The sequence below is a fragment of the Aeromonas sp. 3P genome, assembly GCF_051919745.1.
In the GTDB taxonomy this organism is placed as follows: domain Bacteria; phylum Pseudomonadota; class Gammaproteobacteria; order Enterobacterales; family Aeromonadaceae; genus Aeromonas; species Aeromonas veronii.
The window spans coordinates 3,009,000-3,030,680 of sequence record NZ_JBQBED010000001.1 but is presented as its reverse complement, the minus strand read 5'-3'; the positions used below and the strand labels follow the sequence as shown (position 1 = coordinate 3,030,680).

General features: G+C 60.5%; 19 protein-coding genes, 1 tRNA gene and 1 pseudogene. 7 read left to right on the top strand and 14 right to left on the bottom strand.

The window, feature by feature from the left end; genetic code table 11:
- Positions 1-38: 38 nt before the first annotated feature.
- Positions 39-947, bottom strand: coding sequence for a bifunctional GNAT family N-acetyltransferase/hotdog fold thioesterase (locus ACTG19_RS13910; protein WP_227341588.1), 909 nt, complete (start codon positions 945-947; stop codon positions 39-41).
- A 51-nt stretch (positions 948-998) separates the two neighbouring features.
- Here ACTG19_RS13910 and ACTG19_RS13905 point away from each other — a divergent pair, with 51 nt between their 5' ends.
- Entirely contained in the window at positions 999-1,679 is a 681-nt protein-coding gene (locus ACTG19_RS13905; RefSeq protein WP_439989602.1) for a spermidine synthase, read from the top strand.
- Here ACTG19_RS13905 and dtd read toward each other — a convergent pair.
- The 5 genes from dtd to ACTG19_RS13880 form a co-directional block, all read right to left on the bottom strand.
- Positions 1,668-2,105: a D-aminoacyl-tRNA deacylase gene (gene dtd / locus ACTG19_RS13900; protein WP_005356887.1), complete on the bottom strand. Its 438-nt coding sequence runs from the start codon at positions 2,103-2,105 to the stop codon at positions 1,668-1,670. The genes ACTG19_RS13905 and dtd overlap by 12 nt on opposite strands.
- Positions 2,106-2,191: 86 nt before the next feature.
- Complete coding sequence (locus ACTG19_RS13895) at positions 2,192-3,064, bottom strand: virulence factor BrkB family protein (protein ID WP_005340664.1); 873 nt, start codon at positions 3,062-3,064, stop codon at positions 2,192-2,194.
- A 176-nt stretch (positions 3,065-3,240) separates the two neighbouring features.
- Positions 3,241-4,482, bottom strand: coding sequence for a malic enzyme-like NAD(P)-binding protein (locus tag ACTG19_RS13890; protein WP_164535822.1), 1,242 nt, complete (start codon positions 4,480-4,482; stop codon positions 3,241-3,243).
- A gap of 254 nt (positions 4,483-4,736) precedes the next feature.
- Positions 4,737-5,963, bottom strand: coding sequence for an aromatic amino acid transporter (locus ACTG19_RS13885; RefSeq protein WP_111900459.1), 1,227 nt, complete (start codon positions 5,961-5,963; stop codon positions 4,737-4,739).
- Positions 5,964-6,132: 169 nt separating this feature from the next.
- A complete protein-coding gene (locus ACTG19_RS13880; RefSeq protein WP_113740156.1) occupies positions 6,133-7,566 on the bottom strand; it encodes a DUF2867 domain-containing protein in 1,434 nt (477 codons plus the stop codon).
- A gap of 286 nt (positions 7,567-7,852) precedes the next feature.
- On the opposite strand from ACTG19_RS13880, the pseudogene ACTG19_RS13875 reads away from it, so the two are divergent.
- A pseudogene (locus ACTG19_RS13875) lies at positions 7,853-8,943 on the top strand (hypothetical protein).
- Between the two features lie 66 nt (positions 8,944-9,009).
- Here ACTG19_RS13875 and priA read toward each other — a convergent pair.
- Positions 9,010-11,217 (bottom strand): primosomal protein N', encoded by a 2,208-nt coding sequence (gene priA, locus ACTG19_RS13870; protein ID WP_439989182.1) that lies wholly within the window; start codon positions 11,215-11,217, stop codon positions 9,010-9,012.
- Positions 11,218-11,364: 147 nt separating this feature from the next.
- Between priA and rpmE the strand changes: the two genes are divergently transcribed.
- Positions 11,365-11,580 (top strand): 50S ribosomal protein L31, encoded by a 216-nt coding sequence (rpmE, locus tag ACTG19_RS13865; RefSeq protein WP_005340673.1) that lies wholly within the window; start codon positions 11,365-11,367, stop codon positions 11,578-11,580.
- A 100-nt stretch (positions 11,581-11,680) separates the two neighbouring features.
- On the opposite strand, the gene ACTG19_RS13860 is transcribed toward rpmE, so the two are convergent.
- Together ACTG19_RS13860 and ACTG19_RS13855 are read right to left on the bottom strand one after the other, a co-directional pair.
- A complete protein-coding gene (locus ACTG19_RS13860; RefSeq protein WP_202003663.1) occupies positions 11,681-12,331 on the bottom strand; it encodes a chromophore lyase CpcT/CpeT in 651 nt (216 codons plus the stop codon).
- Positions 12,332-12,453: 122 nt separating this feature from the next.
- A complete protein-coding gene (locus tag ACTG19_RS13855; protein WP_439989181.1) occupies positions 12,454-14,307 on the bottom strand; it encodes a methyl-accepting chemotaxis protein in 1,854 nt (617 codons plus the stop codon).
- A gap of 147 nt (positions 14,308-14,454) precedes the next feature.
- On the opposite strand from ACTG19_RS13855, the gene rraA reads away from it, so the two are divergent.
- Complete coding sequence (rraA, locus tag ACTG19_RS13850) at positions 14,455-14,940, top strand: ribonuclease E activity regulator RraA (protein ID WP_005340678.1); 486 nt, start codon at positions 14,455-14,457, stop codon at positions 14,938-14,940.
- A 269-nt stretch (positions 14,941-15,209) separates the two neighbouring features.
- Here the strand turns inward: rraA and ACTG19_RS13845 are convergent, their stop codons facing one another.
- From ACTG19_RS13845 to ACTG19_RS13835, 3 genes are all read right to left on the bottom strand, one after another.
- Positions 15,210-15,884, bottom strand: a complete 675-nt coding sequence (locus tag ACTG19_RS13845) for a 7-cyano-7-deazaguanine/7-aminomethyl-7-deazaguanine transporter (protein ID WP_042059239.1) — start codon at positions 15,882-15,884, stop codon at positions 15,210-15,212.
- Between the two features lie 159 nt (positions 15,885-16,043).
- The gene (locus ACTG19_RS13840) at positions 16,044-16,331 is read right to left on the bottom strand and encodes a DUF3630 family protein (RefSeq protein WP_439989180.1); all 288 of its coding nucleotides are present in this window, start codon (positions 16,329-16,331) and stop codon (positions 16,044-16,046) included.
- Positions 16,332-16,341: 10 nt separating this feature from the next.
- Positions 16,342-17,769: a protein adenylyltransferase SelO gene (locus tag ACTG19_RS13835; protein ID WP_439989179.1), complete on the bottom strand. Its 1,428-nt coding sequence runs from the start codon at positions 17,767-17,769 to the stop codon at positions 16,342-16,344.
- 105 nt (positions 17,770-17,874) lie between these two features.
- Here ACTG19_RS13835 and ACTG19_RS13830 point away from each other — a divergent pair, with 105 nt between their 5' ends.
- Positions 17,875-18,177 carry a c-type cytochrome gene (locus tag ACTG19_RS13830; RefSeq protein WP_005340687.1) on the top strand — a complete coding sequence of 101 codons (303 nt, stop codon included), beginning with the start codon at positions 17,875-17,877 and terminating at the stop codon, positions 18,175-18,177.
- A gap of 66 nt (positions 18,178-18,243) precedes the next feature.
- Here ACTG19_RS13830 and recQ read toward each other — a convergent pair whose 3' ends face one another.
- On the bottom strand, positions 18,244-20,079 hold the full coding sequence (recQ, locus tag ACTG19_RS13825) for an ATP-dependent DNA helicase RecQ (protein WP_113740162.1): 1,836 nt from the start codon (positions 20,077-20,079) through the stop codon (positions 18,244-18,246).
- 133 nt (positions 20,080-20,212) lie between these two features.
- On the opposite strand from recQ, the gene ACTG19_RS13820 reads away from it, so the two are divergent.
- Positions 20,213-20,677, top strand: a complete 465-nt coding sequence (locus ACTG19_RS13820) for a thioesterase family protein (protein ID WP_005355465.1) — start codon at positions 20,213-20,215, stop codon at positions 20,675-20,677.
- Positions 20,678-20,801: 124 nt separating this feature from the next.
- Entirely contained in the window at positions 20,802-21,329 is a 528-nt protein-coding gene (locus ACTG19_RS13815) for an AbiTii domain-containing protein (protein ID WP_005356927.1), read from the top strand.
- 259 nt (positions 21,330-21,588) lie between these two features.
- Here ACTG19_RS13815 and ACTG19_RS13810 read toward each other — a convergent pair.
- Positions 21,589-21,665, bottom strand: a tRNA-Pro gene (locus tag ACTG19_RS13810).
- Positions 21,666-21,681: the final 16 nt, after the last annotated feature.

The following is a 21,681-nucleotide window of genomic DNA, read 5'->3' as shown; positions in this document are numbered from 1 at the left end:
ATGATGAGGCCTTGTTGTTTGATGGGGAAATGGCGCGGTTACTGGCCCGGACGGCGGGGCGGCTGCACCACGTAGTGACCGAGGAACTCCGCCGCCAGCTTGCTGCCGCTGAACAGCTGGATCTTGAGGCTGAAGGTGGCAGGCTCCCCCCGTTTGAGCGGCTGCAGCACGGCGGGCATCCCCTCGCGGGCCACTCGCGCCTCCGGCTCCTCATCGACCGGGCCATGATATTTGATGGTGCTCTCGGCCAGCACCGGCTCGCCCACCAGCCCCTCCTCTTTAAGCTGCAACCAGATCAGCCCCCAGCCTGCCAGCACGCACTGGCTATAGACACTGCCGGCGAACATACTGCCATGCACGTTGAAATTGGCCGCCAGATTGGCCTTGAGATGGAAGGTCTGGCCGTCGTAGTGGCTGATGTGCATCCCCATCTTCTCGCTGATGGGTACCCCGCGCGACCAGCGGGTGGTGAGATCCTGACACCACTCCGGCCGGTACTGGATAGTCTGCAACGGGCTCAGGGATTTGATCATCTGGCGATGGGGAATGCGGCCAAAGGAGACGGGGCCGCCCCCCACTTCGAGAAAGCCGCACTTGCGATAGAACTCCACAGCTTCCTGACGGGCGTTCATCACCAGCCGTTTCACCTTCTCGCTGCGGGCCAACTGCTCGAGATCCTCCACCATTTTGGCGCCCAGCCCCTGGCCGCGATATTCGGGACGCAGCGCCATAAAGCGGATCTGCGCCTCGTCGCCGCCGATAAAGAGGCGGCCCACCGCGATGGGAGTGCCATCGGGGGCCAGCATCAGCCGGTGAATGGCGACGGTGTCGTATTCGTCCCGCTCGGAACCGACGGGCAGATTGAAGGGCTTACGCAGAAGTTCCCAGCGCAACTGGTAGTAGGCATCCAGCTCGGCGACTGTCTGAGGGGTGACTACCCGGTACATAGTTTCATCCTTGAGTTACACTGGTCGGAAACCATCTTGCCGTGCAAATTCATGGACTTCAATCTGCAAGCGTACCAAGCCGATCACTTGTTGCACCTCAGCGTCAAACCCCAGCGCCGCCTCACGGTACAGGAAAATGACCAGCACCGCTGGCTGGAGATAGACGGCGTGGTGCAATCCGCCATGTCGCTCGCCGACCCCGCGACCCTCTGTCTGCCCCATCAACGGGTCATCGCCTGCCTGCTGCCGGAGCGGGCTGAGCAGATCCTCGAACTGGGGCTGGGTGGCGGTGATCTCACCCGCCATCTGAGTCAGCGCTGGCCCTCGGCCCGCCACGAGTGCGTTGACCTCGACGAAGAGGTGCTGACCGTTTATCAGCAGTTTTTCCAGCATCAGGAGAGCGATAAACGCGCTGCTCCCGCACTCCATCAGGCCGATGCCCTCGCCTTTCTGGAGCAGAGCGAGCAGCAGTACGACCTCATCCTGCTCGATCTCTTCAGTCAGGATGGCAACCCGCTGCTGCTGTTTCAGGAGCGGCTCTACCGGGCGCTGGCTCCCCGCCTCTGCGGCACCCTGGTGATCAACCTGCTGCCGCGCACCGCACTGGAGCTAACCCACGCCCTGACACTGATAGAACAGTGGATTGGCCCCGCCACCCCCTATCCGGTTGCGGGGCTCATCAACGTAATCGTCCACGTCACACCGCGGGACGAAACATCTTCAGACCTGTAGCCAGAACGTCGTTGGCCCCTCGTTGACCAGCGCCACCTTCATGTCGGCGGCAAAACGGCCGGTTTCGGTCGGGATGCCGCTGGCGGCGGCCTTGGCCACGAAGTAGTCATAGAGCCGCTCGGCCTCGCTCGGGTGAGCACCGCAGGAGAAGCTGGGACGCATCCCTCGCTTGGTATCCGCCGCCAGCGTGAATTGGGAAACCACCAGCAGACTGCCGCCGATCTGGCTGACATTCAGGTTCATCTTGCCCTCCTGATCCGGAAAGATGCGATAACCACTGACCCGATGCAGCAACTTGTCGGCCTTGGCCTCGTCATCCCCCTGCTCTACCCCGAGCAGTACCAGCAATCCCTGACCGATGGCGCCGGTCACCTCCCCCTCGACAGTCACGCTGGCCTCGCTGACCCGCTGAATCAATGCAATCACATCCCTCTCCTTTGAAAACAGAACGACCGCCCCCTCACAGGGGCGGTCGTCGATGCTACCAATAAACCGATGGCCAAGGCGATGGCTTAGCCAAGCTCCTCACTCGCCGGTTTCTCATATTCACCGAGGCAGGCCGTGGTTTCAGCCCCCAGCAGCACCACCAGCCAGCTGAGATAGACCCAGACAAACAGGATCGGGATGGTGGCCAGCGCGCCGTAGATGGCCTGATAGGAGGGGAAGTTGGTGATGTAGATGGCAAAGCCGCGCTTGGCCAGCTCGAACAGGGTCGCAGCTACCAGCGCACCGATAAAGGCGTGGATCAGCCGCACCTTGCAGTTCGGCACCACGGTATAGACCAGCAGGAATGTGAGCACCGAGAAGAGGAACGGCAAACCGCGCAACAGCAGATAACCGATACCGAACAGGCTCTCGGCGCCAAACAGCCGCAGCGAGAAGATATAGGAGGAGATGGCGATACTGGCCCCGATAAGCACAGGCCCCAGGGTCAGGATCATCCAGTACATGGCAAAGGCCTGCGCCAGCGGGCGGCCCTGGGTCGAACGCCAGATGTAGTTGAGGTTTTTGTCGATGGCGGAGATCAGCATCAACGCCACCACCACCAGCGCCCCAATCCCCACTGCCGTGGTGTTGGTGGCATTGGCAACGAAGCCGTCGATGTACTCCTTGAGCATGTCTCCCGCAGTCGGCACGAAGTTGTGGTAGACGAACTGCTCCATCGCCTGCTTGAGGCTCTGGAACACCGGGAAGGCGGACATCATGCCAAAGACCACGGCGATCATCGGCACCAGCGAAAGCAGGGTGACATAGGCCAGATAACCGGCGGTAACCGTCAATCTGTCCTGCTGGAAACGGCCCCAGACAAACTGGGCAAAGTGGCGACCATCATGGCGCAAGAAGGAGAGGGCGTGGGCCAAACGGCCACTGACAGGCTGCTGCATCTTGATTCTCGTTAGCGTCATAGTGGCAATATTGTGTCAGAGGAGAGCGCTGTTTGACCACCTTTGAACCCGATTTGCCTCCATCAGCCCCAACCTGTCACCCGACTGGCGTCTCTGGCTGTCGTCAGAAGCACAAATAAAAACGGCCCCGCTATGGGGCCGTTTGCAACGCCGGATTACAGCATGTAGTCCGCGGGCAGCTCGATGCGGGCGACGCCGGAGGCGACCGCTGCCAGCGCCACGGCGCGGGCTACGCGCGGCAGCAGACGGGCATCCATCGGCTTGGGAATAACGTAATCCTTGCCGAAGGCGAGCTCGCTCACCCCGGCGGCGGTCAGTACCTCGGCCGGCACCGGCTCCTTGGCCAGCGCACGGATCGCCTCGACCGCGGCAATCTTCATGGCATCGTTGATGCGGCTGGCACGGGCATCGAGGGCACCGCGGAAGATGAAGGGGAAACAGAGCACGTTGTTAATCTGGTTCGGGTAATCGGAGCGACCGGTACCCATGATGAGGTCGCTGCGCACCCCGTGGGCCAGCGCCGGCTTGATCTCCGGATCCGGGTTGGAGCAGGCGAAGATCACCGGATTGGGCGCCATCAGGGCGACCGCTTCGGCGGGCAACACGTCTGGGCCGGAAACACCGACAAACACATCCGCCCCTTCGATGACATCCATCAGGGTGCGCAGCGGGGTCTCGTTGGCGAAGCGCTGCTTGTACTTGTTGAGATCGCTGCGGCCGGTGTGGATAACACCCTGACGATCCAGCATGAAGATGTTGTGCGCTCTGGCGCCACACTTGATCAGCAGATCCATGCAGGCGGTGGCGGCAGCCCCAGCCCCCATGCACACAATGCGGCTGTCACTGATCTGCTTGCCTTGCACTTCCAGCGCGTTGAGCAGACCGGCGGCGGTGACGATGGCGGTACCGTGCTGGTCATCATGGAACACCGGAATATCGCAGCGTGCGATCAGCGCCTCTTCAATCTCGAAACACTCAGGTGCCTTGATATCTTCCAGATTGATGCCACCGAAGGTATCGGCGATGGCCGCCACCGTGTCGATGAACTGCTGGCTGGTCTCGTGCTTCACCTCGATGTCGATGGCGTCGATGCCGGCAAAGCGCTTGAACAGCAGGGCCTTGCCCTCCATCACCGGCTTGGAGGCCAGCGGCCCCAGATTACCCAGACCCAGAATGGCGGTGCCGTTGGAGATGACGGCCACCAGATTGCCCTTGCCGGTATAGCGATAGGCATCGGCCGGGTTGGCGGCGATCTCGCGCACCGGCTCGGCAACACCCGGGCTGTAGGCCAGCGCCAGATCACGGGCGGTTTCGGCAGGCTTGGTCAGGGCGATGGCAATTTTGCCCGGTACGGGCAGGGCGTGGTAATCGAGTGCTTCTTGACGCAGATCGGACATGGGGGACCCCGATGTGGTTGGTGCAAATGAGGTGCCGACAGGGGGCACACAGAAGGGCGGGGATCATAAAAGAAAGCGGTGGGCATGCCCAGCAGATCATGCTGCCGCTAGCCAGATCAGACCAGTTATTTCAGCACCTTACCCCACCCACACCTACCACTTTAGTTATAGATTCTGCCGCGTGGGATAAAAATGGAGCAAAAAGGGCGGCAAATTGGCCTTGCCGCCCTTTCTGTCAGTGCTGTAGACCTGACTCAGTTGCCCAGATAGACCGGCAACAGATTTGCCATCGACAGGAAGTGGAACAGCGCGGTCGCCAATCCGAACAGGATCAGCAGCCAGGCCATCAGCTTGCCGCCGGGGGTGACGAAGTGGGGGGTCACTTCGCCCCGCTCGGCCCGCGCCCGGGTGCGCAGCACCAGCAATGCCGGGATGATGCAGGTCCAGATGGTGGCGGCGGCACCGGCATAGCCGATGGCCAGCAGGAAGCCGAACGGGAAGAGCAGGGAGAGCAGCAGCGGCGGCAGGAAGGTGACCGCCCAGGTCTTGCTGCGACCGACGCGGCTGTTGTCGAACTTGAACAGATCAGCCAGATAGTCGAACACCCCGAGCCCCACCCCGATAAAGGAGGAGAGAATGGCCGCCATGGAGAAGCCGTTGATGGCGCTGGCCACCTTCTCCGATTCGATCACCCCTGAAAGCGCGGAGAGCAGCACACTCACGTCTCCCCCTTTGGCAATCACAGGGGCAAAATCCTGACGGGGCAGGTTGCCGAAGATCCCCAGCAGCCAGAGCACGTAGAGCGCCAGCGCGATCAGGGTTCCCCCCAGAATGGCCCATCTGGCCTGCTGCTCGTTCTGGTAATAGGCACGCAGGGAGGCAACAGAGTGGTGATAGCCAAACGAGGTGAGCGCCACCGGCAGCATTGCCATGGCATAGGGGGCGTAGCGACTCTCGCTGCCCGCCAGATCGAGCAGGGTCGGCAGCTTGATACTGCCGAGCAGCCCGGCCACACCGAGGGCGAAACTGAGGATCATAAAGGCGATCAGCACCACAGAGATGCGGTCAACGGCGCGAGTCGAGTGCCACACCACTGCAGAGAAGAGCGCCACGAACAGCACGGATGCGAGCTTGCTGTCGATCCCCAGAATCCCCTGCAGGATGGCACCGGAGGAGGTGATATAGGCGTAGAGCAGAATGCCGCCAACAAAGTAGACCGAGAGGTTGTTGAGGAGATTGAGCTTCTCCCCCAGCAGCTCGCGAGTCACGGTATTGAAGGAGACCCGCATATCGTGGTGCTGGAAGGATTCCAGCAACATCCAGCCGGAGAGGGTCATCATCACCATGGTGACGGTCAGCGCCAGCACCGACCAGAGGGTCCAGGCCCCCGCCCCCGAACTCGGCAGACCGAGCATGCCGGCTCCCACGCAGACGCTGGCAATGATGCAGGCGCCCCCCAAAATTGACGGTTTTTTCTTCATAATCCCTTCTTTTTCTGACTGATTATCTATCCGCGGTAAACAAGACCGCGGCATGATGCCAGCCTTTGCCATGAGACGCCTACCACTATCTGCCATAACCGGGCATGGCCGCCGCATAAAAAATGCCCCGAACGGGGCACTCTATCAGCGGGAATGGTGTGAAGAGGGGTTAATCCATCACCGGGATACCTGCCCTCGCTTCGGCCTGACGGGCGATGGCCTCGGTCATCCCCTGAAAAATGAAGAGGTGGAACGGCAACATGGCGAGCCAGTAGGCCAGCCCCCAGGCGCCCTGCGGATGCCAGTGAGCGGTGACCCGGATGCGGGTCAGGCCAGACTCCTCCGGCAGGATGTTGAACTCCAGCCGCCCGACGCCCGGGGCCTTCATGTTGAACAACAGATCGAGCCTGCGCCCCTCATCCACCCCGAGGATCTGCCAAGAGTCGAGCATGTCACCCTTCACGAAGCGATCCGGATTGGTGCGGCCACGGGTGCGGGCCGGGCCGCCGATCAGGTGATCCATCCATTCGCGCACCACCCACAGCTCGTTCATGTAGAAGTAGCGCTGCTCACCCCCCAGTTGCTGCAACACCTGCCACACCACCTCGGGAGAGGCGAGGCAGATGGCCTCGCCGCTGGCGGTACGGTCGTAGAAGCCATATTCGGGATGGCGCCAGCGCAGGCCTAGGGGGGTCTCCTGCCCCTGCTGTTCGGCACCCAGCTTCTGCTCCAGCGCCAGACTCTCCGCCAGCGCCTCGTCGAAGCTGAGCAGGGTCTGGGGCAGCAGGGCACGCAGCGGGCCGTCGTCGGCCGGGATATCGTGCTTGAGACCGCCCACCAGCGCCTTGGCCACCGGCTGCGGCACAGAAGTGACGAACTGCAGCCACCAGGCAGAGAGGCGCGGGCTCAGAAACGGGATGGGAATGATGGGGCAGCGCTTGCCGATATGAGCGGCGAACTTCTGCAACTGCTGCTGATAGCTGAGCAGCTCGGGGCCGACCGCATTGAAGATGCGGCCATCCACCTCGTCTGCCTCTACCAGCCCGCCCAGATAGTGCAGCAGGTTGGACAGCGCAATCGGCGGCGTGCGCGAGCGCACCCATTTGGGCGTCACCATCATCGGCAGGTTGAACACCAGATCCCGCATCACCTCGAACGCCGCCGAACCGGGCCCGATGATGATGCCGGCGCGCAGCTCCACCGTCGGTACGCCGGATTCGCGAAACAGCTCGCCACAGTGGCGGCGGGAGTTGAGATGGCGGCTGTTGCACTGTTCGGGCTGGATTGCCCCGAGATAGATGATGCGACGCACCCCGGCGGCACGAGCGGCGGCAGCGAAGTTCTTTACCCCCTGCTGCTCCAGACGGTGAAAATCGGCCCCCGCCCCCATGGCATGGACCAGATAGAAGACGGTATCGATACCCGCCAGCGCAGGCAGCAGGGTGATGGGTTTGAGGCTGTCGGCGAGGCGAAACTCCACCCCCTCAGGCAAGCGACAGGGACGGCGCGCCCCGGCAATCACCTTGTAGCCGAGGGTCTGCAGGTGGGGCACCAGATAGGAACCGATATATCCTGCCGCTCCCATCACCAGACAATTACGCATGAGTGCAGCCCTCAGCATCATTGATGCAAGGGGCGCCAGACAGGAATCCACCATGGCCCGCCACGTCCATCACCAGACAATTTCTCATGTAATTCTCCCTATCCTTACCGATGCTGCTTGTCAGTCAGCGTGCGCAGCGCTACCTGAAAATGTTCAACTAGAGCGCCACCATCCAGTCTCTTGCCATCCTGCCACGCCACCACCTTGCAACCTAGTACTAACCACCTCTCTGATTAGTCCGATTTGGTGTTAAGCCCTGCTCATTGACTGGTCGATAACTGACCAGATGTATAGCGCCGAGGGCGAACGTATGCGCATCGATCACTACGACCTCCAGGGGGAGGTGCAATACCGGCAACAGCAGGCCCAGAGCCGCAAGGTGCGCAACCTCGGGCCAGTGCCACCCGCCGTCAATCCACCGGAGGGCAACAACACGGCCGCGGCCGGCGAACGCAGCAGCACCCTGACCCTCACCAGCGCCCTGACGCTGCAAACCGCGAGGCAACCGCCACCAGTCAGCAAGCAGCAACACCTCCCGCCCCGCCCGCAGCGGACGTCGGCAAAGAGCAGGATGGTATTCCCGACGATGGACTGGATAACCGCCAGCGGCTGATCAAGCTGATGATTGAGGCGATGCTGGGCCACGAAATCGAGCTGCCCAAGCCGATCAAACCCTCCGAAGAGGGAGGCGATGGAGTGACCCAAGGAGACGCCGCTGCTCAAGCCGCCGAGCCGGATCAACTGGTGGAGGTGACTGACACCCTGCTGCAACAGGAGCAGCTCAAGGTGGTGGCATCGGCCAGCGTAGCGACTCGGGATGGTCAGACTATTCAGCTCGATCTCGGCTTTGTGCTCGACTGGCGCCAGCTGGAGGTGAGCCAGCGGCGCACCACCCTCAATGCCCTGAAAGACCCGCTGGTGCTCAGTCTGGATGGCAAGATCGCCGATCTGACCGAGGCTCGGATCACTTTCGATATTGATCAGGATGGCAAGGAGGATAGCCTGCCGGGTCTGCGGGAAGGGAGCGGCTTTGTGGCGCTGGATCGCAATGGCAACGGCACCATAGACGATGGGGGCGAGCTGTTTGGCGCTCGCTCCGGCAATGGCTTCGGCGAGTTGGCCACCCTGGATGAGGATGGCAACGGGGTGCTGGATGAGGGCGATAGCCAGTTTTCAGCCCTGCAGTTCTGGCATCCGGATCACACCCCCATCGCTCTGGTGGAGCTGGGGATCGGCGCCATCCTGCTGCGCCCCCTCGACACCCCCTTCAACCATCTGGGGGAGAGCGGCAATCAGGGGGTGCTGCGCCAATCCGGCCTCTATCTCACCGAACAGGGTAAAGGAGGCTGGGTGCAGCAGATCGATCTGCGGGTCTGAGCCTTGAAATGAAATCACCCATCGGTCGCTGACGATAACTGCCAGCGACCGGCGCCGGTGCCACCATCAACTCAGCTCGGTGGGGTCGATATCCAGACTCCAGCGCACCTTTTTGGTCTCGGGCCAGCCTTCCAGCTCCTTCACCGCCCAATCCAGCAGTTGGGCCAGCGGTGCCCGGTTCGGCCCCTGCACCAGCAACTGCATGCGGAACTTGCCCGCCTTGCGCTCCATAAAGCCGCTGATGGGCCCCAGCACCTGAACGTGGGGATAACGGGCGCTGCGCAGGGTATCGGCGAGACGGGAGAGGAATAGCTGCACCTCGTCACGGCCATTGGCCTCGGCGCGGAACAGCCCCTGATAGCTGAAGGGCGGCAACCCCAGCAGGCGGCGCTCTTTCAACGCCGTATCGGCGAAGTGGCCGTAACCATTCTGGGTCAGATCCTGCAGCAGGGCGTGCTCGGGATGGTGGCTCTGCAGCACTACCAACCCGGGTTTGCTGGCGCGACCGGCGCGACCCGCCACCTGGGTGTAGAGCTGGGCAAGCTTCTCGGCGGCGCGAAAATCGGCGCTGAACAGGGCACCATCCACATCCAGCAGACCCACTAGCGTCACATCCGGAAAGTGGTGGCCCTTGGCCAGCATCTGGGTACCGATCAGGATCTTGTACTTGCCCGCCTTGATGTCGCCGAGATGGGTCTCCAGCTCCCCCTTGCGACGGGTGTTGTCCCGATCGATGCGCACCACCGGATATTGCGGGAACACTGTGGTAAGCAGCTGTTCCAGCTGTTCGGTGCCCACTCCCGATCCGATCAGTTCGTTGCTGCCACACTCGGGGCAGTGGTGGGGCAAGGGGCGCACGCTGTCGCAATGATGGCAGTGCAGCCGTCGTCCGGCCTGATGCCAGGTGTACCAGGCATCACAGCGCTCACAGGCGGCGCTCCAGCCACACTGGTGGCAGATCAGAGCCGGGGCATAGCCACGGCGGTTGAGAAACAGCATCACCTGATTGCCCGCCGCCAGATGCTCTGCCATCAGCTGCTCCAGCTGGGGAGAGAGCCCGGCCTGCAGCCGCACGCTCTTGATATCCAGGATCACCTGACGGGCGGTCTGGGCGTTACCGGCGCGGCGGGTCAGGGTGAGGTGGTGATACTTGCCGGTGCGGGCGTTGTGCAGCGTCTCCAGCGACGGGGTGGCCGAGCCAAGCAGGATGGGAATACCGGCACGATGAGCCCGCATCACCGCCAGATCCCGCGCGTGGTAGCGAAAACCGTCCTGCTGCTTGAAGGAGCCGTCGTGCTCCTCGTCGATGATAATGATGCCGAGGTTGTGAAACGGGGTGAACACCGCAGAGCGGGTGCCGATCAGGATGGCGGCGGCGCCGTCGCGGCAGGCGAGCCAGGCGTCAAGCCGTTCCCGATCGTTCATAGCAGAGTTCATCGCCACCACCGGCACGTTGAAGCGGCGCCGGAAGCGGTTGATGGTCTGCGGGGTAAGACCGATCTCCGGCACCATCACCAGCGCCTGTTTGCCCGCCTTGAGCAGGGGCTCGAGGATGCTTAAATACACCTCTGTCTTGCCAGAACCTGTGATGCCATCCAGCAGGAAGGCACCAAACTTGTCGCTCTGGCTGGTAACGGCAGAGACGGCCAACGCCTGTTCGCCATTGAGGCGCAGCCCCTCCCCCGGCTCGAAGCGGGCAGCCCAATCGCCATCATGGCTCGGCTCCAGCGAACGCTTCTCCAGCAGCCCCTTCTTCTCCAGCGCGGTGAGAGCTGCGCTCTGGATCTCCTCCTGCTTGAGAGCGGAGGGGGTCTGCGGCCCCTTGCGCAGCAAGGCGAGCGCTTGCTGCTGCTTGGCCGCCCGCTTGAGCTCGTTGAGGTCGATGGCCATGCCCGCCTCGGTGGCAAACCAGAACTCCAGTTCACGATAAGCGGCAGGCTCCCCCTTGCGCACCAGCACCGGCAGGGCGTGGGGCAGCACCTCACCCAGCGGATGCTGGTAGTAGCTGGCGCTCCAGTTCATCAGCGCCAGAATATCCGGCCCTAGCACTGGTGCCGTGTCCAATACCCGTTTGATGGGCTTGAGCTTGTTGCGGGGCACCTGGCTGTCAGCCGGATGATCCACCACCAGCCCGACCAGGGTCTGGGGACCGAAAGGGATCTCGACCCGGCAACCGGGGGCAGGTAACGGCAGGGGAGAGAGATAGTCGAAGTGACGGCGTAACGGTACCGGGACAGCGACACGAACCAGATCCAGCGTTTGGGAAGAATTCACCAGGGGTTGCCTATTTTTTCTGCGAAGCCACTTGCCTGATCTCAGGCATTTCCTATATTATTCGCAGCCTTTGAAACTGTGTTCAACAATCGTGTGGTGTCCGACAAGAGATCGGATGGCGACACGGCCTATTAATTGAGGTTGTCCATGAAAGCTGGTATCCATCCTGACTACGTAGCCATCACCGCCAAGTGCTCTTGCGGTAACGTCATCAACACTTTCTCTACCATCGGTAAAGATCTGAACCTGGACGTGTGCTCCGAGTGCCACCCGTTCTACACCGGCAAGCAGAAAGAAGTTTCTAGCGGCGGCCGCGTAGACAAGTTCAACAAGCGTTTCGGTGCGATGACCACCAAGAAGTAATTTTACTTCTGAAGAATTCTGAAAAAGGCGCCCATCGGGCGCCTTTTTTACGATCCCTGTTTTTCATCCTTCATGTTCCCGCAGCCAGATGCACTCGCCCCTACTGGCCAAACCCTTTGGAACGACGCAAATAGACATACCCCTCACCCGGGCTGCCCCAGCGCGGGCTCCCTGCGTTGTCATAGGCGCGATCCAGCAATCTGACGCTGTCGGGGCCAATCCAGATATGCTGCACCAGCGTCGTGGCACCACCAAAATCGGTGGAGCAGTGGCCCACCCGGGTGTGACCGGCATATTCGCCGGAGGGAGTGCGTGTCAGCCAGATCTCGCAACCGTGGCGCAAGGAGAGCTGCTGCGGGGTCAGACTGTCGAGCAGGGCAGGATCATGCCAGGCACCGGCAAAATCGGTAGCCCGGGGCATGGTCAGTTCTGCCATCAGGATCCGCCCGTCAGGGGCGGGTGAGAAGCGATAGATGCGCTGGCGAAAAGGACGGACGGAGCGCAGACTCAGGTACTGCTCGGCATAGACCCAGCGATAGCCCTGATAGCCGGGCCAGATCTCCATCAGGCGCAGCTCGGCACTGGTAAAGCGGCTGTCGTAACTGGCCTGCTCCCGGCTCGTAAAGGCCCCGTTGAACCAGCTGAGTAGCGGCTCCATACCGGGCTTGAGTGGGGTAGCCTGAGGCGCCGGCCCTGCCAACACCAGACAGGAACAGAGCAGCCCGAATACGGCCACCAGCAACTTTGCCATCGAATCCTTCCGAATCATCATAGTGGCGGCGATTATATGAGCGAATTCCCCCAATAACAGCCATTACGATCAAATCATTGCCACTCTGGTGCAAAAACCTCACAAGGATGCCAGTCTGCTCACTAAACCCGATATTTTGCCACCGCCTTGTTGAGCAGCTGGGCCTGCTCGTTGAGACCCTCGCTGGATCTCGCATTTTCCTCTGCCATGATGCTCGACTCCTGGGCGATGTCGCGGATGTTGTTGACGTTGCGGTTCACCTCGTTGGCCACCAGACTCTGCTGTTCGATGGCGGCGGCAATCTGGGTGCTCATGTCCATGATATGGGTAACATCCTGAGTGATCTGCCCCAACAACTCCCCTGCAGTACTGGCCTGATCCGAGCTGCGGTTGCCCTGCTCGCGGCAGGTCGCCATCACCTCTACGATGCTGCCGGTCTGTTTCTGCAGCGAGCTGATGATGCCGGCGATCTCCTGGGTTGATTTTTGGGTACGGATGGCCAGATTGCGCACCTCATCGGCAACCACCGCAAAACCGCGTCCCTGATCCCCTGCCCGAGCTGCTTCGATGGCTGCGTTGAGGGCCAGCAGGTTGGTCTGCTCGGCAATACCACGGATCACGTCGAGCACGGAGCCGATGGTCTCGCTCTCTTTTTGCAGCTGGCTCACCTCGCGAGATGAGCTCTCCAGATTGCCCGCCAGCGAGCGGATCTGCTCGACAGTATTCTCGACCGCAGCCCGCCCCTCCATCGCCTTGTTGTTGGTTGCCTGTGCATTGTTGGCCGCCTGCTCGGTGTTGCGGGCGATCTCTTCGATGGTGGAGCCCATCTCGGTGGAAGCGGTCGCCACCATATCAGTCTCCTGCAGCTGGCGCGCCGCCCCTTCACTGGTGCGCTTGACGTTGGCCGAGAGGTGATCCGCCGCTTCGGTCAGGGTGTGCACGCTCTGCTTCACATCGCCGATCAGATCGCGAAACCCGCCCAGCATTACGTCGAGATTACCTGCCAGCTGGGCCATTTCATCTGCCCCGCGCAGATCTATCTTCAGGCGCAGGTCATTATCCTTACGAATGCGGTTGACGGTATCATTCACCTGAGTAATGGGACGGTCGATGCTGCGCCCCAGCAACACGCTCATAATGCCGATCAGCACGATAATCACCCCGCCACAGACCAGCATCAGGCTGTTGAGGCGAGCGGTCTGCCGCTCCAGTTCATCGACAATGTGTTGGTCGACGGTCGCAAACCCCTGTTCGGTTTGATGCACCAGATCCCGCATCTGGTTGCGCAACCCTTCACCCTCTTTCAGACCCAGCACCTGCATTCCCTGCACCAGGGCGACAAAATCCTGCCGGTATTGCTTGCTGGCCTGCTCCAGCTTGCCGCGATCCGCCTCCGGCAGAGCGGCAAGGCTATCCTGAAAGCTCTTGTGCAAGGTCTCGAAGCGATCCAGATACTGGATGTCGGAGCGCAGCATAAAGTCCTTCTCCGCCCGCCGCAGTTGCAGCATGGTGATGAGCAGCCCCTGCTGATCCAGCTGCTTGAGGCCATCTTCCACCTCATGCACTGCGGCCCGCAATTTGCCATAGAGACCATCTTCCGGCCCCAGCCCTATCTTCTGCTGCTGAGCGACCAGGGCGCTGAAGGCGCTGCCATAGGCCCCCATCTGCTGATCCAGCCGGGCCAGCTCACCATGTACCACGCTGATATTGTCATCGGTACTCAGAGTGCGGTTGAGCGCATGGAAACTCGCCAGCACTTTATTGAACTGATCGACGAAGGTCATCTCCTTGCGGATCACAAAATCCTTCTCGGCCCGCCGCAGATTGAGCATGGCGATCTCCAACTGATCCACATTGCGCTGGGCATCGGCCAGATGGCGACTGACCTGACTGGAGTAGAGAAACAGACCGCTCAGTACCAGCATGGCAATCGCCACCAGCACGGTATTCAGGATCAATTTATGACGTATAAGCACGATGGACCTCTCGCAAACCAGGCAATGGACTGCATTGAGCTTATGCAGAAAAGCGGCGACGGGTGATCTGTGCAAGGAATATTCATTGAAATGCCACACCCACTCCTTATACTGGTTGCACCTGTTTCCAGCCGTGGATTTGACACTATGGAATACAACACTTCAGAATTGTGCGACATCTATCAGGACATGGTGGATGTACTCGAACCCATGCTCTGCTCCTTCGGCGGCCGCGCCTCTTTCGGCGGCGTCATCACCACAGTCAAATGCTTCGAATCGAATGGCCTGATCCGTGAACTCGTCAAAGAGAATGGACTGGGGCGCGTCTTGCTGATCGATGGCGGTGGCTCCATGCGCCGTGCCCTGATCGACAGCGACATCGCCACCACGGCGGCCGAGAACGATTGGGAAGGGATTGTCTGCTACGGTTGCGTCCGCGAGGTCGATATTCTGGAAGATCTGGATATCGGCATTCAGGCGCTGGCAGCCATTCCGGTCGGTGCCGACAGCAAGGATGTAGGGGAGACCGATCTGCCGGTCAACTTCGGTGGCGTGACTTTCCTGCCTGACGACCACCTTTACGCCGATACCACAGGGGTGATCCTCTCACCCGAGGCACTCGACATCGAGTAAGCCACAGACAGCGTAACGACGGGAGCCTTGGCTCCCGTTTTTTATGGCTGCAATTTGCTGAAAAAAAACAAAAAAAGAGGGCCAGATAAACTGGCCCTTAACTGGAAGCAATGTGAGCAATGTCGTGCCTTCACAAGAAGTCCATCACGTTGGAACGAATGAAGTCTTTCCCGGAAAACAAGTTAACAATAATCATTCTCATTTAACTAGGCAAGCGCTATTTGCAGAAAGTGCAAAAAAATGACCACCGCGAAGGGTGGTCAATTTCATCAGGCTTGTCGGGTGGCCGTCTGCAGGCTGGATAATCCGGCCTCGCCCACCAGCTTGCGGCTGAGGTAACGCAGCAAGACGCCGTAGAGCGGCACGAACAAACCAAGGCTTATCAGCAACTTGAATACGTAATCGACGGTTGCGATCTCGACCCAGTGTTCCGCCATGAAGGGATCTGTGGTGCGCCAGAAGGCCACACTGAAGAAGGCGATGGTATCGACCAGATTACCGAACAGGGTGGACGCCGCCGGGGCAACCCACCAGGCTTTCATCAGTCGCAGCCGGTTGAACACCACCACGTCCATGAACTGACCCACCAGATAGGCCATAAAGCTGGCCAGCGCGATGCGTGCCACGAACAGATTGAACTCGGCCAGATTGCCAACACCCTGGAAGCTCCCTTCGAAGAAGAGCACGGAGAGCGCATAGGAGACTGCCAGCGCAGGCAGCATCACGGTCTGAATGATCTTGCGCGCCAGACCGGCACCGAAGATCCGCACCGTCAGGTCAGTCGCCAGGAAGATAAACGGGAAGCTGAACGCACCCCAGGTGGTATGGAAGCCAAACACGGTGATCGGCAGCTGCACCAGATAGTTGCTGCTGGCAATGATCAGGATGTGGAACAACGACAGGCGAACAAGCGCCGTTTGGTACTGCGCAGGGGTCAGATTCATCTTGTGACCTTTTTGGTTAATGGGGTTAGGGAACCCATACCGCCACCATTGGCGATAATCGAGGGGCGAGATTATACGCCCCCAAATCGATAGTTCAATCTTTATGCGATGATATGCGCCCGGATTGGCCAGCCGCAGAGCAGGCCTCGCGGGCGATGGTTACTCCTTGTGTTGCCTGGCGAGCCAGAGCAACACCTCCCGATCCGCCGGGCGTACCGCCTCCAGCCAGCAACCGCTGTAGTGTTCATACTCCAGCCGGAACTGGCTCCCTTCAAACGCTAGCCGCCAGCTGTGGCGGTCGGCCCCCACATCCTGCTCGAACGACTGCAGTTCCCACTCTCGCAGCAAGGCCTGCGCCAACACCGGAAACGTGTCCCAGTCGAGCGCCGGGCAATCCAGCGTCACCACGGAGGCTTCGTTATCTATCTGTTTGATCTGCCAACTCATTCCCTGTCTCTCAGCTACTGCAGGATAGCTCGCCACCGCAATACCATGCCGGCGCCGGGGTGGCGAGATCCTCATATTCGGGTTGTTCATCATAGGGATACTGCAGGGCGGCGAACAGCCGCTCGAACGGCTGCATATCCCCTGCATCGGCGGCATCGATCACCTGCTGAACCAGCGCATTGCGCAGTACATACTTGGGATTGATGGCATCCATCTGCGCCTTGCGCACCGCATCCACTCTTCCTTCGCGCACCAACCGCGCCCGATAGCGCTCCAGCCACGCCTGCCAACCCCGCGGATCAGGCAACAGGGCCAGCAGAGACGCGGGCCAGGCTCCCTCTTGCGTCACCTCACCGAGACGACGCAGGAACAAGTGGTAATCCACCTTGTTAGCCGCCAGCAGCCGGAACAGCTCGCGGAACAGCGCCGGGTCATCCTCCTCCCACACCGCCAGCCCGAGTTTGGCCCGCATCAGTTCGGAGTAGTGCAGCATCAGCTGCTGTTCGTACTGGGCCAGCGCCGCAGCCAGCGCATCACCGTCGACATGCCCCGCCAGCGCCTGCGCCAGTTTTTGCAGATTCCAGTAGCCGACCGCGGGCTGCTGATCCAGCGCGTAACGACCCGCCGGATCCGAGTGGTTGCAGACAAAATCGGGCACGTAGGCATCGATAAAACCATAGGGGCCGTAATCCAGCGTCAGCCCGAGCAGCGACATATTATCGGTGTTCATCACCCCGTGACAGAAACCCGCCGCCTGCCATTTGGCAATCAGCCGCGCGGTGCGACGCACCACCTCGGCAAACAGTTCGACGCCACTCTCCAGCTCGGGGAAGTGGTGGCGCAGCAGATACTCGATGAGCGGCGGGATCTTCTCCCCCTGCCCGCTCCAGGCGAAATACTCGATATGACCAAAGCGCAGATGGCTGGGGGCGGTTCGCAGCACGGTCGCCCCGGTCTCCACCTGTTCGCGGTAAACGGGCTCCTGACTCCCCACCAATACCAGCGCCCGGGTGGTCGGGATGCCAAGGGCATGGAGTGCTTCGGAGGCGAGATATTCGCGGATGCTGGAGCGCAATACGGCACGGCCATCGCCAAAACGGGAGAACGGCGTCTTTCCTGCCCCCTTCAGATGGAGATCCCAGCGGCTGCCATCGGGCGCCAGCTGCTCACCCAATAGCAGCGCCCGACCATCCCCGAGCCTAGGGCTATAACCCCCGAACTGATGACCTGCATAGACCTGCGCCACCGGCTGCATGCCGGGCAGCCGTTTTCCCTCGCCACAACAGGCGATCCAGTCAGCCTCGCTGACGCCTCCCAGCCCCAACTCGGCCAACAAAGCCCGGTTGAGATGAAGCAACCGGGGTTGCTGTAGCGGCTGGGGGGCTACAGGTTCACAGGCCCAGGGCAACTCGGTCGCAAAAGTGTTGATCAACTTCATGGTTGTACCATTCGTCCCTGCGTATGCTCGTGTCACTCTTTATACTGCCGTCAGCCATGCTTGCGCTAACTGGCAACCATCATTTTTCAATTCAAGGAGAAGAAGATGCAAAAATGGGTATATGCCCTGCCCTTGCTGGCACTGGCGTGGGGTCATCAGGCCAAGGCTGCGGATATCGAGGCCGGCAAAGCCAAGGCAGCGGTCTGTGCCGCCTGTCACGGCGTGGAAGGCAAGGCGATGATCCCCAACTATCCCCATCTGGCGGGTCAGAATGCCGCCTATCTGGTGAAACAGTTGAAAGCGTTCAAGGATGGCACTCGCAAAGAGCCCTTGATGGACCCCTTCATGGCGCCGCTGACCGATGCGGATATCGACAATTTAGCCGCCTTCTATGCCAGCCTGAAATAACCTCGCGTCTGACCCAGGTTCTTCCGAGCCGCGCTTACCGTGGTCGATTAGGCTGCCTAATCGACCCTACCGCCGGCAGTAGTCGATGATCAGATCCATAAAGGCTTCGCCGAAGCGCTCCAGCTTGCGGTGCCCGACACCGTTGATAGCCAGCATCTCGTCTTCGGTCATCGGCATCAGCTGAGCCATCTCCACCAGGGTCGCATCGTTGAACACCACGTAGGGCGGCACCTCTTCGTCCTCGGCAATCTGCTTGCGCAGGCCGCGCAGCTCCTTGAACAACCGTTTGTCGTAGTTGGCGTTGTCGAGCAGGCCATTGCGCTTCTCCTTGCGGCTGGAGATAGGCTGCAGGCGGGGCACCGCCAGCTCCAGCTTCACCTCTCCACGCAGCACGGGGCGGGCCGCTTCGGTCAGCTGCAGCACCAGATTGCGGGTGATGTTCTGGGTCAGCAGTCCCTTGTGGATCAGCTGGCGGATCACGCTCATCCAGTATTCGTGGCTCTGATCCTTGCCGATGCCGTAGGTCGAGAGCTTGTCGTGGCCGTGATCCTTGATGCGCTGGTTCAGCGACCCGCGCAGCACTTCCACTACATAACCCACCCCGAAATTCTGCCCCACCCGCCAGACGCAGGAGAGCGCCTTCTGGGCATCTTCGGTGCCGTCATAGCTCTTGGGCGGATCGAGACAGATATCGCAGTTGCCACAGGGCTTGTCGTTGTACTCGCCGAAATAGTTGAGCAGCACCTGACGGCGGCAGGTTTGCGCCTCGGCAAAGGCCGCCATCACGTTGAGCTTGTACTGCTCCACCTGCAACTGCTGCGGATTCTCGATGTTATCGAGCAAGCGGCGCACCCGGCCGATATCGGCAGGATCGTAGAGCAGCAGCGCCTCGGCGGGAGTGCCATCGCGACCGGCACGACCGGTCTCCTGATAGTAGGATTCAATGTTCTTCGGAATGTCGTAGTGCACCACGAAACGTACGTTGGGCTTGTCGATACCCATACCGAACGCCACCGTCGCCACCACTATCTCGATGTCATCTTTGAGGAAGGCTTCCTGGGTCTGCTGACGCAGCTCGAGCGGCAGGCCGGCGTGATAGGGCGCCGCCTTGCAGCCGTGGCGGGAGAGCCGCTCGGCCACCTCCTCCACCCGATTGCGGCTGGAGCAGTAGACGATGCCGCAGTTGCCCTTCTGGCTCTGCACGTAGCGCAGCAGCTGCTCCGCCGCCTTGAACTTCTCCACCAGGCTGTAGCGGATATTGGGTCTGTCAAAGCTGGCGGTGTGGATAAAGGGGTCGTGGAGTTCCAGCCGATGCAGCATGTCGCTACGGGTCGCCTCGTCGGCGGTGGCCGTAAGCGCTACCACCGGCACCTGCGGGAACCACTGCTTGAGTCGCCCCAGCGCCGCATACTCAGGCCGGAAATCGTGGCCCCACTGGGAGACGCAATGCGCCTCGTCGATGGCGAACAGCCCGAGCGGCAGTTCGGCCAGCCGGTCCATAAACTCGTGCTGCAGCAAGCGCTCGGGGGAGACATAGACCAGCTTGATCTCGCCGCGGCGCATGGCGGCGAAGTTCTGAATCATCTCCTCCCGGCTCAGGGCCGAGTTGATGTAGACCGCCGCTACGCCGTTGGCGCGCAGGCTGTCGACCTGATCCTTCATCAGCGAAATAAGGGGAGAGACCACCACACCGAGCCCGGGCCGCAGCAGTGCCGGGATCTGGTAACAGAGCGACTTGCCGCCACCGGTGGGTTTGAGCACCAGCGCATCACGCCCCGCGACGATCTGCTCGATGATCTCGAGCTGACCCGGCCGAAACTGCTGATAGCCGAAGACCGCCTGCAGCAGGGCAAGCGGACTCTCTGGCTGAGGATCTGGCAGGGTTTCGGCAATCGCGGTCATGGGCTCTCCTTTGGGGTCGCCATTCTAAAGCAGCCGCCGCCCACAATAAACCTGCCATTGCGACTGTTAAGGAACTGTTGCAGACTGGCTGGAGTTTTTACTCGGCTTTGATGACAAGGATTGGGATCAGAGAATGAAACAGATGCTCAAGAAGATGGCGCTCAGTGGCATTGCCAACCTGTTTGCCGAGAAGATGCCCTTCAACAAACTGATCGGCATGCAGGTGACCCACTACGACTTCGACAAGGTGGAGCTACGTATCAAGATGGACGAGAAGCTGATCGGCAACCCTTTCCACAACATCCTGCACGGCGGCGTCACCGCCACGCTGCTGGATGTGGCGGGTGGCATGATCGTCGCCGCCTCCTGCATCGACGAGCTGGAGGAGTTCTCCCCCAGCTATCTCAAGGAGCGCTTCGCCCGCCTCGGCACCATAGATCTGCGGGTGGACTACCTGCGCCCGGGGCGCGGCAACGAGTTTATCGCCACCGCCCACATCATCCGGGCTGGCAGCAAGGTGGCTGTCGCCCGGATGGAGCTGCACAACGAAGAAGGCACCCACATCGCCTTCGGCACCGGTACCTATCTGGTGGGTTGAACCAAGTTAGTGCATAAAAACCACGCGGCTAATCCACTTTTAATCATTAGATTCCTTACCCCCTCTGGCCGAACAAGGTCCATACTGATAGTCGGGATTGTGTGCAGAGGGAGGATTGCAGGCGATGAGTGCGAAACTGGCCATCAAACCATCCAGAGCCTTGTTGACACAGCTCGAGTCCATGCTCGACGAGGTGCAGACACCCGAGTGTCGCCACTGGTTGGAACAGGAGCTTGAGGGGTATTCTCTCTCCTCACCCTTGCCTTGGTATCGCATCGTTCCCTGTCGGCAACGCGGTCACTTTCTGGATCTGAAAACGGGAAAATATTTGACCTGTCACATCAACAGTCAAACGCTATGCCAACGCGATCTGGCCCAAATTCAGTTCATTTATGCCCGTGAACCCGCCGCCCACTATTTGCTGCAACGCAATTCCGGTATTGAACCCTGGCCAGAACAGCTGCTGGAAGATTATCAGGAGCAGTTGATCCCCGGCCATTTATGCCTGCAAGCCTGGCATGAGCCCGTGATTTCATTACGTGCACAACTGATGGAGGGAATAGAACATTTCATTAGTGAGTACCCCAAGCACGCGGCCTTGCTGCCTCAACACAGTTTCAAGGCTTTGCGGCATCAGCACTGGCATATCTGAGTAAGCGCCTGGCGCGCAAGGAGGGCACCATAGACAAGACCCATAGCGAGATTGCCACAATCTAGAGTGCCGGAGTCAGGATAAGACTCCACCGATGGGCCACCGAGCGGTGGCCCTTTTAATGTCCGTGGTCTTGCTTCGACCCTGCATACTGCAAGTCAGATCACTTGGCCAGGTAACAGGTCAGCAGCTAATGAAAAACCGAGTAACTGGAAGGAAAATGCAAAAAGGCCGCTCTATTGAGCGGCCTTTTCAAATTTGGTCGGTGTGAGAGGATTCGAACCTCCGACCCCTTCGTCCCGAACGAAGTGCGCTACCAAGCTGCGCTACACACCGATGTCTGCGGGACGGG